The sequence below is a fragment of the Candidatus Flexicrinis affinis genome (genome assembly GCA_016716525.1).
GTDB lineage: Bacteria > Chloroflexota > Anaerolineae > Aggregatilineales > Phototrophicaceae > Flexicrinis > Flexicrinis affinis.
This window is the reverse complement of record JADJWE010000006.1, coordinates 49,291-65,159: the sequence shown is the minus strand read 5'-3', so window position 1 is coordinate 65,159 and position 15,869 is coordinate 49,291. Positions and strand designations below refer to the sequence as shown.

Annotated in this window: 10 protein-coding genes and 1 tRNA gene; 9 read left to right on the top strand and 2 right to left on the bottom strand. The window is 60.8% G+C overall.

Translation table 11 applies throughout. The features are described 5' to 3' along the window. Nucleotides 1–34: 34 nt before the first annotated feature. A complete protein-coding gene (locus IPM16_15605) occupies nt 35–1,003 on the top strand; it encodes a phosphoglycerate dehydrogenase (GenBank protein ID MBK9124524.1) in 969 nt (322 codons plus the stop codon). Nucleotides 1,004–1,320: 317 nt separating this feature from the next. Here IPM16_15605 and IPM16_15600 read toward each other — a convergent pair whose 3' ends face one another. Then, nucleotides 1,321–6,906, bottom strand: a complete 5,586-nt coding sequence (locus tag IPM16_15600; protein MBK9124523.1) for an Ig-like domain-containing protein — start codon at nt 6,904–6,906, stop codon at nt 1,321–1,323. A 288-nt stretch (nt 6,907–7,194) separates the two neighbouring features. On the opposite strand from IPM16_15600, the gene IPM16_15595 reads away from it, so the two are divergent. From IPM16_15595 to IPM16_15585, 3 genes are read left to right on the top strand one after another with little or no spacing between them, the layout of a single operon-like run. Continuing rightward, entirely contained in the window at nt 7,195–7,392 is a 198-nt protein-coding gene (locus IPM16_15595) for a hypothetical protein (GenBank protein ID MBK9124522.1), read from the top strand. A 52-nt stretch (nt 7,393–7,444) separates the two neighbouring features. After that, complete coding sequence (locus tag IPM16_15590) at nt 7,445–7,642, top strand: hypothetical protein (protein ID MBK9124521.1); 198 nt, start codon at nt 7,445–7,447, stop codon at nt 7,640–7,642. 17 nt (nt 7,643–7,659) lie between these two features. After that, nucleotides 7,660–8,391, top strand: coding sequence for a recombinase family protein (locus IPM16_15585; GenBank protein ID MBK9124520.1), 732 nt, complete (start codon nt 7,660–7,662; stop codon nt 8,389–8,391). A gap of 943 nt (nt 8,392–9,334) precedes the next feature. Here IPM16_15585 and IPM16_15580 read toward each other — a convergent pair. After that, a tRNA-Arg gene (locus IPM16_15580) sits at nt 9,335–9,407 on the bottom strand. Nucleotides 9,408–9,625: 218 nt separating this feature from the next. Here IPM16_15580 and sdhC point away from each other — a divergent pair. The 5 genes from sdhC to IPM16_15555 all read left to right on the top strand — a co-directional run bounded on the left by sdhC (nt 9,626) and on the right by IPM16_15555 (nt 15,822). Beyond that, a complete protein-coding gene (gene sdhC, locus IPM16_15575) occupies nt 9,626–10,678 on the top strand; it encodes a succinate dehydrogenase, cytochrome b556 subunit (protein ID MBK9124519.1) in 1,053 nt (350 codons plus the stop codon). Nucleotides 10,679–10,714: 36 nt separating this feature from the next. After that, the gene (locus IPM16_15570; GenBank protein ID MBK9124518.1) at nt 10,715–12,553 is read left to right on the top strand and encodes a succinate dehydrogenase flavoprotein subunit; all 1,839 of its coding nucleotides are present in this window, start codon (nt 10,715–10,717) and stop codon (nt 12,551–12,553) included. A gap of 39 nt (nt 12,554–12,592) precedes the next feature. Continuing rightward, the gene (locus IPM16_15565; protein ID MBK9124517.1) at nt 12,593–13,375 is read left to right on the top strand and encodes a succinate dehydrogenase iron-sulfur subunit; all 783 of its coding nucleotides are present in this window, start codon (nt 12,593–12,595) and stop codon (nt 13,373–13,375) included. Nucleotides 13,376–13,570: 195 nt separating this feature from the next. Beyond that, entirely contained in the window at nt 13,571–13,816 is a 246-nt protein-coding gene (locus IPM16_15560) for a hypothetical protein (GenBank protein ID MBK9124516.1), read from the top strand. 935 nt (nt 13,817–14,751) lie between these two features. Continuing rightward, entirely contained in the window at nt 14,752–15,822 is a 1,071-nt protein-coding gene (locus IPM16_15555) for a hypothetical protein (protein ID MBK9124515.1), read from the top strand. Nucleotides 15,823–15,869 lie beyond the last annotated feature (47 nt).

Below are 15,869 nucleotides of genomic sequence, written 5' to 3'. Positions count from 1 at the left end.
TCGTTGCTACCTTCGATCCAGTCGGAGAGGCTGTATGACCGACCTGAAACAATTTCGCGTGTTAGTCACGGCGACCTCGTACGGGCTTGACGATCCATCGCTGCGGCGCGAGCTCGAACAGACCGTAGGTGAAGTCATCTATAACCCCGCCGGTCACCCGTTAACGGGGTCCGAACTGGCGGCGATGGTGCCCGGGATCGATGGCATGATCGCCGGTCTTGACGAGATCAACGGCGAAGTCATCGCTGCTGCTGATCGCCTGCGAATCATCGCGCGCTATGGCGTCGGGCTTGACCGGGTGGATCTGGAGGCGGCGCGTCGAAAAGGCATTGTCGTGACCAACACGCCCGGTGCCAATGCCGTGTCTGTCGCCGAGCTTTCTGTAGGGTTGATGATCGCGCTCGCACGGCACTTGATCGAAGCCAATGCCCAGACGCGTAACGGGGCATGGCCGCGCTTCAAAGGCGTGACCCTGCACGGCAAGACCGTCGGCCTGCTTGGCCTCGGGGCGATCGGTCGGCATACCGCGCAGATCCTCCGCGGATTCGGCAGTCGCATTGTTGGCTACGATCCCAATGTCACGCCTGAGCAGGCGAACACCTTCGGCGTACTGTGGATGGATCGGGACCAAGTCATTCGCGAAGCCGACTTCCTGTCGCTGCACCTGCCGGTGCTGCCGGAGACAGCACGGATGCTCGACCGGGCGCTGATCGGCACGATGAAGCCCGGAGCGTATCTGATCAATACCGCGCGCAGCGAACTCATCGACGACGATGCGCTGATCGAGGCTCTGCAAAGCGGACATCTCGCTGGTGCAGCGCTCGATACGTTCCACCGCGAGCCGCCTGATCCGAGCGATCCGCTGCTTGCCCTCAAGCAGGTGATCGTTACGCCGCACACGGGCGCACATTCCGACGATGCGACCCGGGCGATGGGACGAATTGCGCTCGAGGAATGTCTGGCAGTCCTGCGCGGTGGGGAGCCGCAGTTCCGGGTGGTCTAGCGGGTCTGCGGGTCGACACTGCGCCCGGAGGCGGAACAAGCAGCGGTGAAATCCCTTTACTCTGGATCACTGCGCGGCCAGATCGAGAGAAACGTGAAGCCGGTCCGCATGCTGAGCGAGAGGATGCGTTGCTATCGTCCAGTCTTCACAACATCTGACGCTGGTCGAGACGGGGCCGTCACCGACCTTGAGACCATGCGACGGAGTGGCAACGAGGTCCAAATGCCCGCGCCGGCCGATATTGAGTGCTAGGCACGACAGCGGCGCAGTCGATTATCGACTGCGCCGTTCGATTTCATCGGGCAACACCACTACGCTTATGGCCCGGTGACGCGGAAGATCGCGCCGGCTGACCGACCGAACACGTCGGGGAAGTACATTTGTTGGGCCACAGCCGGGACCGCCTGAAACTCACCGGCGCTGACTGCCCGCGCCGGATAGCTGTAGACGTACGTGCCACGCGGAAGCGCCAGCGCATGCAGCAGCGCGCCTTCGTCCCGTAGTGCGGTGCGGCTGAACGCCCACATGCCCCAGAACCAGCGCGGATCGTCGCGTGTGAGTGCAGGGAGGGGTGCTCCGGGCGGCGCGGTGGCCAACCGCCCGTCGGCAGCTTCAAGCCCGGCAGGAAGCCGGTCGTCCACAATCACATATTCCAGATCGCTCGCGACGATCAACGTCAGCCGCACTGTCACCCGATCGCCAACCTGAGCGGTCAGCGACGGCAGTTCATCGTCGTTGACGAAGTATTCGCGCGTGACCGATATGCCCCGGCTCACTGCATCCACCCGTTCCGCAGGCAGGCGGACATCGAGGGCCGCTGTGTAATAGAGTGCGCCCGGACCCTCACCATGCTCGATCGCCACCTGATTCGGGACAGAGATTGACAGTTCGTCGGCCGGCACCTGGACGATCGCGCGGCGAGCGATGTCGTCCGATGATACGTCCTGCGTGTGCACTGTATCGCCGTTCAGTATGATCTGCAGCGGATAGTCTGCCTGCCCTTCGCCAGTCGTAACCATCCACTCCGCCAGCGCAGCGACCGACCACGCCATCGCCTGCGTACTGCGCCAGCCGATTCCAGTATAAGACTGCGCCAACCAGCGCACAGCATCGGGGAGCTGAGCCGGGTCCGCCGCGGCCCGGAGGAGTGCCATCAGCACAACAGCCGTCGTTCGATGGGTGCTGCCCCAGTTGGCCGCGTCAGGCTCCTCCCAGTACACGCTGGTGGCGTAGCGCACGGCTGCCCCAGTCAGATCCGATACCAGCGTGTCGGTCAGCGGCGAGTCCGGTTGGATGCCCAGCAAACTCATCAAGACGAACGCCCGCGCCGCAGTCGACAACTTTTCACGGTAGTGGAGCAGCGCAGAAAGCGGTGACTCCCAGCGCGCGGTGGAACCCGTACACAGCCCGTGGCGTGAACACTCCGTCAGCGCGAACAGCACGAACGCCTGCCGATCCAGCGCATACGCCGGCGTATCAAGGTCTACGGTCGCGAGCTGACGCCGGAGGAACCGAATCGCCGGCCGCAGGATCTCGTCCGGCACCTTGTGCCCCGCCGCGTGCGCCTCGCCGAGGCCGATCACGACATACGCCGAGACCAACTGATCGCTGGACAGTCCACCGAACCATCCCCACCCGCCGTCCGCGTTCTGTGTTTCCGCGAGCTGCGGCAGCGTGACCTCCAGCGCATCGGCCAACCGGTCGCCGACATCAGTGGTGTCGGCACCCATCCGGCTGAGGGCATTCGCCGCAAGCGCCGCCGGAAAGACGGTGCTGATCGCGGCTTCGGTGCTAGCGCCTTCCCGTGGCACAAACCGGTCCAGCTGGTCGACGGCGGCCATAGCCAACGACGGGGACGTCTCGATCACGAGCGCGCCGTCGTCGATCGGCAGGTCGGTCGGCAAGGCGATCTGCTCGACGCGCACGCCCGGCTCAAACAGCACGCCGCTGGTTCCGACGATGTCACGCGCGGTGTAGCGATAGACAGGGATCGTCGTCGATTCGCCGAGACGCGGCTTGACCGCGTCCTGCAAGCCGCTGTCCGCCACGGCAGCAAAGATCAGATCGACCGACTCGGACTGGCCGGCAACCACATCCCAAGTCACGCGCACTTGTCCGCCGGCGGTGATCGTTACCCGCTGTACAGGCTCGGTCAGCAGGTCGAGGCCCGCCGCGTCCAGGGTCACCGTCGCCTGTTGGACCTCGTCGGTCCCATTGTGGATCACGGCGATCAGCCGCACGCGATCGCCGGCGACAAAGAAGCGCGGCGCGCCGGGTTGAATCCAGAATGGCAGTCGGGAGACGAGTTCCAGCTCGGTTTCCCCGACCTGGGTCGCCGGGGTGATCCCCTTGACGTTCAGCCGCCAGCGTGTCAAGTTATCCGGCATCTCAACCGATATCGTCGCCATTCCCTGCGCGTCGGTCACGACATGCGGGCTCCACAACGGGGTGGTCACGAACGTGTCACGCAGGGTGGGCTGCGGGATCCCGCCTCCGCCCCCGCCTTGCCCGCCGCCTGGATCGTGCTCATAGGTGTACTGCAGCTCAAGCAGGGCGGTCATACCGGTGGTCGTTTTGACGGCATTGGGACGTGGGCTGTAGTACACAGACTCGAGTGCGCGATCCGGCAGCGGCCGCAGGTCCAGCACCGCTTGATCGACCAGACTGATGCCCAACTCAGCGACTACCGGCTGCCCGTCCGAGTCAGTGACGTGAAGGTCGAACGCAATCGTCTCATCCGGATGCGCGGCGGTCGACGATGGTTCTACGTCGATGTGGAGTCGCTGTCGGACCGGCTCGACAGCGAGCCCGATCGCGCCGGTCCGGTAGTCTGGTAGGCCGTCCGGCCCAGCACCCTGAACCATGACGACGTTCATCTCGATGTTCGGGACATGGTCCTCAGTGATCGGGATTTCGTACACGACGGTCGTCCCGGTTGCCTGAATGACGTCGGTCTCGTAGCGCAGCTTGCGCTCGACACCGATCAGCAGCCATGTGTCGCCACGCTCAACGAACGGCACCGGGATCAGGATTCGGGCCGTTTCTCCCGGCTTGTAGCTAGACCGATCGGCAATCATGGTCAACTCGTGCGAGCGATGGTGGCCCCAAAGCACCGGGGCGCTCCCGGTAGCGTAGAACTCGATCGTGCTGTGATTGTCGCGCCCCTCGCGGTCGGTGACCGTTGCAACCGCCCGATAGATGCCGGCTGTCGACACCTCAAATTCGGCGTGCGCTGTACCGTCCAGATCGCTGGTCACAATCTGGGTGCCGGCCGGAATCTCTTCGCGGATCCATTCCCAGCGGCCCCACTCGTCCCGCACTTCGGTCCGCGTCCAGCGGATTTCGGACAGTTCGAGACGTACGGGCACGCCAGCGACCGGAATACTGTCCTGACCGACGACGATGAGGTCGATATCGGCCGACGTCTCCGCCTCGACAAAGTAATCTTCCATATGCAAGCCGACATACAGATCAGCCGGATGGAGCACGACCTGCGCACGAGCTCCCACAGAGGCCCCGGTCGGGTCCAGAATGCCCGCTTCGACCGTCAGCAGTGCAGATCGCGGCACGTAACCGGACATGTCTTCCGTAATCAGAATTTGCCCGTGCTCATTTGTCTCCAGAGCCGTTTCTCGACCGTAGTAGCGATGCAGGAAGTGTTCATCGGGCTGCCGCGGTGTGTCATTGCGGAACGAATAGCGCCCGGGCCCGCTGTAACGAAATGCCGCCTCTCGGGCGTAGATGGTAACCTCGACAGGCGCGTCTGGAACGCCACCGCCGCTGTAATACTGCGCGTCGATCAGGACATTGAGGACATCTCCGTCCGTAAGCTCACGCGTCTGCGGCGTGACCTCGACGTCGACCTCGGGCACGCGATACTCGGCCACCTCGACCGAGACCGACGGCCCATAATAGGGATAGCACTCCCCGCAGGTGTAGTAAACCGGCTCACCGACGGCAATAAGAAGCTGCCCCAGTGGCTGGTCTTCACGCAGCGTGACCGAACCGCTGAACGTCCCGAACGGCGACACCGGCAGCTCGACATCGAGCAGGTCATCCGGCGAGTTATAGCCGTAAGTATGCGCCTCGATCGACTGGATCTCCGGTACGGCATAGTCGATGTCGACACCCTCACGCATCACACCGCGGAAGTACACCGTCTCGCCCGGCCGGTAGATCGCGCGGTCGGTGTACAGGTAGGTCCCACCGCCGGGGGCCACATAATACGCCGCCTTGGTTGTCCAGATCCCGTACACGGAGTCACTTGCCGCCACGACCGTCGCATGCGGTGCCGCGTATTCATAGCCATCCGGTGTGGTCGCAGTAACGAAAACGGATGGAAGGCGCGCAAGTCCGTCCGCGTCCGTGACACTGGTGCCCTGCGCCTGCCCATCGTAGTCGTATACCGTCACGGGGATTCCTTCGAGCGGTGTGGCGGTCTGCAGGTCGGTCACCCACACCAGCAGACCGTCCTCGTCGCGCTTGATCGTGAGGTTGGCCGTCGCGACGGCCAGCGCGAAGTCGCATTGATCGTTGTAGGTATCGCCTTCGGCGTCGGTCCGAATTCGGTAAAGGCCCGGTGCGAGACGCCCCTCGGGAGGATCGATCGGGACGCCCACAGCCGCACTCGCGGTGTCGCCGCTGGTCAACGTCGCGCGCCAGCGCCGGACCACGTTCTCCTCATTGACTTCGGGGACGATATGCGATGCCTGACCGTCGCCGACACCTGTATCCACCCATGCAACCCGTTCCATTACGCGCGGCAGGTCGCCCAGTGGCAGGTGGGATAGCTCAATGTCGACGGTGCTTGTGCCGCTGACTCCGCCCGGAATCTGCGTGATCTGTCCCGCTGCGCTGGTGATGGCCAATGCGGATTGGCAGGTGATATTCGCCTGATTGGTTGGCTGACTCGTCGTGAACGAAACCGTAACGTCTTCGGCCAGACGGTTGCCGTAGATATCTTCCACGCCGGCCAGGATGGTGACGGTGTAACGGGTAGCGAACTGCATGTCAAACTGAAACGAAATCCGAGAGTCGTATGCGTAGGGCGTCCACTCCTCCGGCTCAGGTTCGATCCGAACGCGATCACGGAAGGTGTTGAAATTCATCGGCGATACAAACTCGAAACTGACCCAGCCACGCGGGTACTCGTCGCTAGCTCCGTTGTACGGGGTCGTTTCTCTCACCCTCGGCAGCGGATAGGTGTTGAAGGACCACCGATTGGGTGACACGAGTCCGGCAACGCCAACGACATAACTCGAGGCGATCTGAAGCCGCTCGTCCGGCGTGAACGTCACTTGAGTGGAGTCCTCCGCCCACGTGAAGTGCCCGGGCACACGGTCGTTCGAGTCCGCGCGCGTCAGGCTGAAGGCGTCCTCGACGAACGCGTGCGACATCGGTTGGTTGAATACAAACGAGACCGTGGTGTCGAGACCGGCATACCCCACCGTACTGCTCAGGTACTCGAACTCACTGAAGTCGATATCGAGGATCTGCGCCGCCTGGGTGGAAAACGACCAGAAGTAGTCGTAGCCAAGCTGTGAATCATCGGCCGCGCGAAGACCGGCGGCCGTGGTGACGGTGTAGCGGGTCGCGCCCGCCAGGTGGTCGCTGGGCGTAAAGACATAGATCGACGTGTTGACCCAGACACCACTGCCGTCGACATGCGGGTATAAACTCAACGGTTGTGGCAGCTCACCTTGATTCGCCGTGGGCGTGAGCGGGACAACCGGCCGATCGAACGCCACGACGATGGTGGAGTCGGTCGCAATACCGGTCGCGTCCGGGTCCGGTGTCACCGATACCACCTGTAGGCTCGACACATCGGACTGCATTGCAGCGGGTACCGAAAGCCCAATGAGTGTGAACGCCAAACAAAGTGCGGACCGCAGGATCTTCCACATGGCGCACCTCTTTCAATCGAAGCTACCGGGATCATAGCCCGTGCGCGGCCGCATTGTGCGTCGATTGCGCAACGTGCTCATGATGCCTGCTCTACGCGATGGATACGGGCTGTTGCGTCTGCCTACGCGGTCTCCGGAGTCCGTCCGGCACACAGGATAGCCACAGGTCGGCTGCGCCGTCTAGTTTGAATGGACGTCTCTGTGATTATTCCAGTCGCTTGACATCTGCATCCGCCGGCTGATCCGTGCCGATACCCTCCGTAACTCGCGGCGTTGGATCACGAGGAAGTGCTCGATCTCGACCCGCGCGACGTCCCGCTGCAGCTCATCACGGATCTGCGTGACGACGGGATGGACGGGGTGATAATGCGGTTCGACGTAGGGCGGTTGACGGCTGGCGAACTACTGGGCGGGTTCCGGTCGGCGGTGTGCGCTGCAGCCCTGCAATTCTGCCAGCCTGGAGCTGTAATCCTCGCCAAGTTCTAGCCTCGCGCTCTGCGACAATCAATACGGGTTTCTATCCGGAGTCGACGAGCCAATGGCCAGCAAAACAGCGCGACGCAGCATCAACATCACGCCGGAGATGGGCGACATGATTCTGCGCATTATCCGTGTCGCGGAGATTCTTGTCCGGGTTCAATTCGAGATTCCCGCCGGTAACGTTGATACGAGCCCGTCTGAGCATGAGACCGATGAAAACCGTCCCAAAAAACACAGATCGGACGTCTCGATGTAAGCTATCCAGACGAATGATTGGAGTATGCGATGAGTCGTCAAGGCAGCCGGAGACCGCCGCCCAGGCACGGATGGGCTGTCTATCTCCGCACCAGCAGCGAAGAGGCACAGAACCCCGAGAACTCCCAGCGGCGGCAGCGCCATACGATCGAGTCATCGCTGTTCAGCCGGGCAACACTGCCGGTTATTGGCGAGTACATCGACAATCTGAGCGGCCGATCCGCTAACAACCGCCCGGGCTTTCAACTCATGCTTGAGCATGCCCGTGCTGGACACTTCTCACATGTCGCGGTAGAGAATGCTGAACGATTCGGTCGCAACGATACGGAGGCTTTGATGGCGATCGATGCACTCCATGAAATCGGAGTTGCCGTTCGCTTTGCAGATTACCCCGATCTTGATCCAATTGATCCTGATGACCGGATTCTCGTGAGTCTGTCATTCACGCTTGCCCGGCGTGAGTCGATCAAGTTGGGGCAGCGCGTTACGGGTGGACTGCGCGCGAAGCAACGCGCCGGGGGATTTATCGGCAAAGCGCCGGATGGCTACATCAACTGCGAGGAGAAGGCGGAGCAAGCCGACAAGACTCACACGGGTCGCTACAAGCGATGGATCGAGCCGGATCCTGAGCAGTTCAAGGTCTGGCGTACTGCATGGGACCTATTGTTGACCGATCAGTACACGCTGTCGCAAATCTGCGATGAGCTTCATGCACGGGGCACCTTTTTCGGAGTGGACGTCCCTTTGTGATGGTCGATGCTTCCGGGAAGCGTAAGGACGCGGCCAATGGTCTGTCGCGCATATTCTGCAACTGGTTCTACGCCGGATGGGTGGTCAGCGAGAAAGCCTGTATTGCGCCCAAACAGGTTCGGGGACTGTGGAAACCGCTGGTCACAACTGAGGAGTTTGAGCGGGGACTGGCGATTCTTGCCACGCGCCATACGCAGCGCCCCAAGAGTGTTACCAACTATGATTACCTCCTGCGTGGGCTCATTCATGTGCAGTTGAAGGATGGAAGGATCCAGCGTCTAAGTGGATCAACGTCGAATACTGGGCGTCCTGGCGGAGGCACATCCTACTACTGCATCGAAAGTAGCGATATCAACATTCGCTGCAACAAAGTCGATTCGTTGATCCCCGCTGAACTTATGAAGATACAGGTCGATCCCGAGTTGATTCCGCAGATTCAGGCCAGCTATAACGAGGAGGTGGCAGACAAACTGGGCCGAATTCGGCCTGATCAGCGCGCTGACCTCAAGCGCAAACTGAAGGAAATCGATGAAGAAGAGGCGCGTGCCTTGCGACTGTATGCATCCGGAAAGATCACAGATCAGGTTTGGGATAACTTGTGGACAGAATGGCAGGATCGGCGTCGCGGGTTGCGTCAGGCGCTGGAATCTATTGAGACGAGCAACGCCATACATATCGCGAATTTGGATGCCGCGATTACAGTGATTGCGAAAGTGGGTGTACTATACGGCAAGCTGGAACGCAGCGATCAAAGGAAACTGCTGCGTGAAATGGTCGACCGGGTGGTTGTCTCCCCGGAGGGAGCAATACTACGGATGGAGTTGCTGCCGCCGTTCGCGTATCTCAAGGAAGTAAGCGATCGCGTGCGGCAAAGCGGTGGAGTTGAGACGGAAACAAAAACCAGCCTCGCGGCTGGTCAATGTTCGGCGATTCCCGCTTCAGGTACCCTCGGTGGGAGTCGAACCCACAACCTCAGCCTTAGGAGTGCTTTGCTCTATCCTTTGAGCTACGAGGGCATTCCCATTAATTATACGGGCCGTTTCCCGTCCGTGCTAGCCGAATGCCACATAGAAGGCTTGCCAAACACCGAGTGAGTCCAATTCGCCCGAAATTAACCGGAGTTAACAGACCACGCGCGTTGTGTGAAACCATCTGCGTGCTATAATCACCGCCTAGAGAAAAACGGGCGTGATTTACGCCCATTTGTTGGGAATGTAGTGGAAGGCGGATCGCGTTGAATTCGCTCGTCTTAACCCTTACCGAGACGCTGCGGTATCGCGGCGCCATTGGGCAGTGGAGCTGGGTGCTTCACCGCATCTCCGGCCTCGGCGTCGTCCTCTTTTTGACTCTGCACGTGATCGACACGTCATGGGCGGTGTTCTACCCCGGCCTGTACGAAGAGGCGATCGCGGCCTATCAGTCACCCCTGTTCACCATCGGTGAGTTCATCCTCATCGCCTGCGTGGTGTATCACGCCTACAACGGTATCCGAATCGTCATCTTCGACTTTCAGCCGCGTTGGTGGAAGCATCAGCAGCGCGCCGCGTATGCCGTGCTTGGGCTGACAGCCGTCACATTGGTGCCGGTGTTTGCCTTAATGCTGATTGAGGTGATCGACCACTACAGCCATGACCCGTTTGTGCTCGGCCTCGATCGCGTCCTGCTGGCGCAGGTGCCGTTCGCGGTCGGCATCGTCGCGGCGATCATCGGTGCGGTGCTGCTGTCCGGCCTTGTCGGTCTGGTGACCGGTGGCGGCGAAGCCAATGGCCGCGCGGGAAGCCAGCTCGAGCGCTTCTGGTGGTCGTTCATGCGCCTGAGCGGCATTCTGATTCTGCCGCTGGTGTTCGGCCATCTGGCCATGATGCACGTGCTGCAAGGCGTGTTTGCGCTGACCGAGGCCGGTTCCACGATCATCGGCACGCGCGGCCTGATCAACGTCAGCGGGACGGCGACCGAGTTCGTGCTCAGCCGCTGGAATACGTCGCTGGCGGGGCCGACCACAGGCGTCGCGGTGTGGAAGCTGTATGACATCGGCCTGCTGCTGTTGGTGACGGTGCACGGCTTCAACGGCCTGCGCTACGTGTTGACCGACTACACCAGCGACAAACCGCTGCTGCGCCGTGCGGCCACCTATGTCACCGTGATCGGCGGCGTGGTGCTGCTGGTCGTCGGTGGCGCGGCGCTGCTGGCGGGGATCGAGCCGACTGCGCTCGACATGGCCTGCCATGCTCAGGAAGAACTGGGCAAAACGCTGTCCGAATTCTGCCAAGCTCGCATTGGTGGTTGAGACGTACCGGTAGAAACGAGCTGGGAAAGGTGATGGATGAACACACATAAGGTCGACGCAGTGATTGTCGGGGCCGGCGGCGCGGGCTTGATGGCGGCGCTGTATGCCAGCATGGGCGGCGCGAACGTCGCGGTCGTGTCCAAGCTGTACCCGACGCGCAGTCACACCGGCGCGGCGCAGGGCGGCATCGGCGCGGCGTTGGGCAACAAAATCGGGGATGACCCGAACCCCGACAAACCGATTTACCACGCCTACGACACGGTCAAGGGCGGCGATTATCTGGCCGATCAGAACGCGGCCAAGGTGCTGGCGGAAGAGGCGGTCGATGCCGTCCTCGAACTCGAGCACATGGGCCTGCCGTTCGACCGCACCGCCGAGGGCAAGATCAGCCAGCGGCGCTTTGGCGGCCACACGCAGAATTTTGGCGAGAAGCTGGTATACCGCGCCTGCCACGCCGCCGACCGTACCGGCCACATGATCTTGCAGACGCTGTACCAGCAGTGCATCAAGGCCGGCGTCAAGTTCTACGACGAGTATCACGTCGTCGACGTCTTGATGAACGGGGACGTGTGCGTCGGCGCGGTGGCGATCGACCTGAACACCGGCGATTTCCACATCTTCCACGCCAAGGCGACGCTGTTCGCCTCGGGCGGGTGGGGCCGCTGCTGGCAGGTGACCAGCAACGCGCACAGCATGACCGGCGACGGCGCGGCGGCGGTGTTCCGGCGCGGCATCCCGATGCAGGACATGGAGTTCTTCCAGTTCCACCCGACCGGCATCTTCAAGCTCGGCATCCTGATCACCGAGGGCGTGCGCGGCGAGGGCGGCATTTTGGTCAACCGCCACGGCGAGCGCTTTATGGAGAAATACGCTCCGCGTGTGAAAGACCTCGCCAGCCGCGACGTCATCAGCCGCGCGATCTACAACGAGATCAAGGCCGGCAACGGCATCCAGGGCCGCGACTACGTGTACCTCGACATTCGCCCCGAGACGGTCAACCGCTACTTCGCCGAGGCTGGCGAGAGCAAGCGGATCGACCGCGAATACGTCGAGAAGAAACTGCCGGACATCCTCGATTTCTGCCGCACCTATTTGGGAGTTGATCCGGTGGTCGAGCCAATGCCGATTCAGCCGACCGCGCACTATGCGATGGGCGGCATCCCGACCAACGTCGACGCCGAGGTTGTGATCGATGCGAACTGGACGGTCGTGCCCGGCATGTACGCCGCTGGCGAGACCGCCTGCGTAAGCGCGCACGGCGCCAACCGTCTCGGCACCAACTCGCTGGTCGATCTAGTCGTGTTCGGGCGGCGCGGCGGTATGAACATCGCCAAGTTCGTCAAGACGGCCGGCTTCACCGACCTGCCGGCAGACGCGGGCAAGGAGATCAGCGGCGAGTTCGAGCGCATCCGCACCAGCAAGGGCAAGACGCGCGCGTATACCATCCGCGACCGTATGCAGAAGCTGATGAACGACAACGTCGGCGTGTACCGCACCGAGGAGACGATGCAGGCCGCGATCGAAGGACTGCGCGAGCTGCGCGAGACGTTCATTAAGGACCTGCACGTGGACGACCGCGGCAAGCGCTTCAACACCGACGTGATGGAAGCGTGGGAACTCGAAAACCTGATCGATCTGGCCGAGGTCACGGCCGTCAGCGCGCTCAACCGGCGCGAGAGCCGTGGCGCGCACAGCCGCGAGGATTTCCCCAAGCGCGACGACGCCAACCTGCTCGTCCATACGCTGGTCTACCGTGAAGCGCCGAGCCTGTACGGGATCGCCGCGCCGGAATACAAGATCAACATGGACAAGAAGGTCGACATGTCGCTGGCCGAGGAAGATCCGCGCTTTGCCCCGAAGGAACGCGTGTACTAACGCCCGGTGGAACACACCCGATGACGAAGAGGACGACAAATGGTTGATGTAACACTGCGCGTTCGGCGCTATAACCCGGAAGACACCCAGAAGCGCAAGCCGTACTGGGAGGAGTTCAGCCTGACCGGCTGTGACCCGACCGATCGCGTTCTGGACTTGCTGCACCGCGTGAAGTGGGAGCAGGACGGCACGCTGGCGATGCGCCGTTCGTGCGCGCACGGCGTTTGCGGCTCGGACGCGATGCGCATCAACGGGCGCAACATGCTGGCCTGCAAGGCGCTGATCCGCGACCTATTCTCGCCGATCCCGGCCAGCGTGAAGATTCAGGTCGAGCCGATCCTCGGCCTGCCCGTGCTGAAAGACCTGATCGTCGATATGGAGCCGTTCTTCGCGCACTACCGCGAGGTGATGCCGTTCTTCGTCAACGACGATCCCTTGCCGGCAAACGGCCGCGAGCGCTTCCAGACGCAGGAAGACCGCGAGCGCTTCGACGACACGACCAAGTGCATCCTGTGCGCGTGCTGTACCACGGCGTGCCCGTCGTTCTGGTCCAATGGCAAGTATGTCGGCCCGGCGGCGATCGTGCAGGCGCACCGCTTCATCTTCGACAGCCGCGACAAGGCCGCCGCCGAGCGCCTCGCAATCTTGGCGGAGCCCAACGGCGTGTGGCGCTGCCGCACGATCTTCAACTGCACGCCGGCCTGCCCGCGCGAGATCGAAGTGACGAAGGCCATCGGCGAAGTCAAGCTGGCGATCATGCGCGGCTCGCCGGAGGGCATCATCAAGGTCACCGAGATCAAGGAAGTCGTGTTCAGCAGCTAAACAACCCCTCACCCCCTAAATCCCCCTCTCCCTCGCACGCGGGGAGAGGGGGATTTTTTTGCGCGTGAAGGTTGACGGCATCCGGGCCACCAACTGACGCCTGGCAACTGATCTCTGACAACTTGTCTTTGCGCTTATCTGATTCTTCTGGACTTCGGCTATGCTGATTCCGAGAGGTGACAGCAGAGCGCGCGCATGAGCTACCACAACGACTACGAACCCTTCGACCCCGACGCGGACGACGACCGTTTCATATTTGAGCGATACACGCGCGAAGGCGAGCCGGACGAGACCCCGCGCGTCAATCTGCGCTGGTGGCACTACGTGGTCGCGCTGGTGATGATCGGCGCGCTGATGGCCGAGCTGTTGCTGCCCGTCCTTCAGGCGATCCTCGACACGCTACGCATCATCGTGCCCGGCGCCGGCAGTAATCCGGTGTAGCGGCTGCAACAGAACTTTAGAGAACGATAGCATAGCTACGCACAGTTGACTCTGGGTCGTTCCCGTGCGCAGCGTGATACAAGGACTTTCGTACCAAAACTCATAGTTACTCAATGATTGACGAGGAATGCAAGGGGGGGGGTACATTCTTCATATCCAGCAACAATTGCCGCTGGCACAGGAGATGTGAAATGAAAGTCCGTCCAAGTGTCTTCGTGGTAGTTCTGCTTGTACTCCTAATCGCAGCGGAGACCATTGCCAGTCCGCCCAAGCCATTGCCGCCTCCTCCGCAACCGGGTTTTTCGCCTCCAGCACCCGTGGGATTCCCACATGTGAAGGCAGACTGGTATGTTCCTGGACCGATCCGAATGTTCAATGCAGTCTTTATTGGCGATGGGAAAGGTCGTTCCTTTTCATCGAACACGCGAGATATTACAGCAGGATGGTCTGCGTATCAGAACCTCAATATGCCACGATTAGACTTTGTGAGTGGCAAACACCGGGGCGAAGCGAACCTATGGTTCTCAGGAAACGCGGCTTGGGCATTTGCGAGTTCAACGTATACCAAAGAGGTGTCGCCCAGACGTTGGATTTGCGCCCGGGTAAACAGCTTCTATGTCTACACTTTCCCTCCGCAATCGACCCCTGACTCGTGCGATCTGCGGGGACCTGCCTGGAGCTACGTGACTTCTGCTTCCCTGCAGTATTGGTCGGGTTGCATGTGGGTTCTGTTCTGGAGCACAACACCGTATCAGGCTGTGAACAACACTTTGCACTCGTTTACAAAGGGTAATGGTACGATGCTCTTTGGGACTGCCACCGCGAACGTAGGTTACAACTGTCAGAATTGAGTCAAATCGGTAGCCGGACGGCGCCTCTTGTGAAGTGCCGTCTGGCCCGCGTGACACTTATACATTGCAGCCATGGATTGCAGCATGACCAGACTTGTTCGGGGCATCATTCTCATCGTTGTCGTGGCCGCTGCACTGCTCCCGAGCGCCGCACAGCAGATCGTGGCTCCTTCACCGGTATGCCCAAACCAGTCATCATCATGGCTTGAACTTCCGACCCCTCTTCAGGGCGGAGCGCCATATGAAGTCGAAATCGGACTACAACGCGTCTTCTATCCGGACGCCTTTGCAGCGCTTTATGGGCTGCAGGTTTTTGGGGTAGACCGCAACGTATCAGTCAAGCTCAATTATGAGATCGAGTATATTGGTGGTCTGAAGAACCCGCCCGATGAACCGATTACCGTACACTACTTCGCACTCATCAACGAGACGATATTGCCACTTGGTCTGAATGGCGAACTGCTCCTCATCGAGCTGATTCCTTGGCGACAAGTGTTTTCACTTACCATCGAGCTTCCGCCCCTACAGGAAGAAGGTCTCTACGATGTCGTACTGATTGGGATCCCGAATTTGGACAGCCCAACGTCTCCGTATGAATTCGAACGGCTTCTGGATTTCTTCTCTGCGCGCATGACCCTTATCGTTGGTGATCCCTCCATCGTAGGAAAGGATCCTCGAGCCTACCAACGAATGCTGCCGGCCGAACCACACCCTAACGATCCGCCGCTCCTTGATGGCGCACTGCGCACTCCAGTCTGGTTTGACCTGTTTACGGGATACTACAAACCGTTCTTCGATCCGTTTGTTGCTGGCGAGCGGCTGAGCTTCAACATAGAACTCGGACAAACCCGCTATTTCGTAGACGATCGGTTTTCGAGTTTCTCGAACCTGGATCTGACGCGATATGCTCTCCTTGTAATGGTAGATGATCGCCTGAAGCCACTTTCTGAGGAGGGAGAGGAAGTTCTTCTTGCCGAGATGCCAGGAAACGCAGCACTCGTTGAACACCCGATACAAGTTCAAGTACCATCATCGGGTGTCATGGACATCGTTGCGATAAGGATAGACTTCCCCGGCGTGCCGTTGTGTGTGCACTTAGATCCCGTAGCAGCGCGGATACATGGCTTACGAATGGGTATTCAAGCGAGCGAGTGAGTGAAACATGCCCACCGGCGCGCTAATGGCCGAGCTGCTGCTGCCCG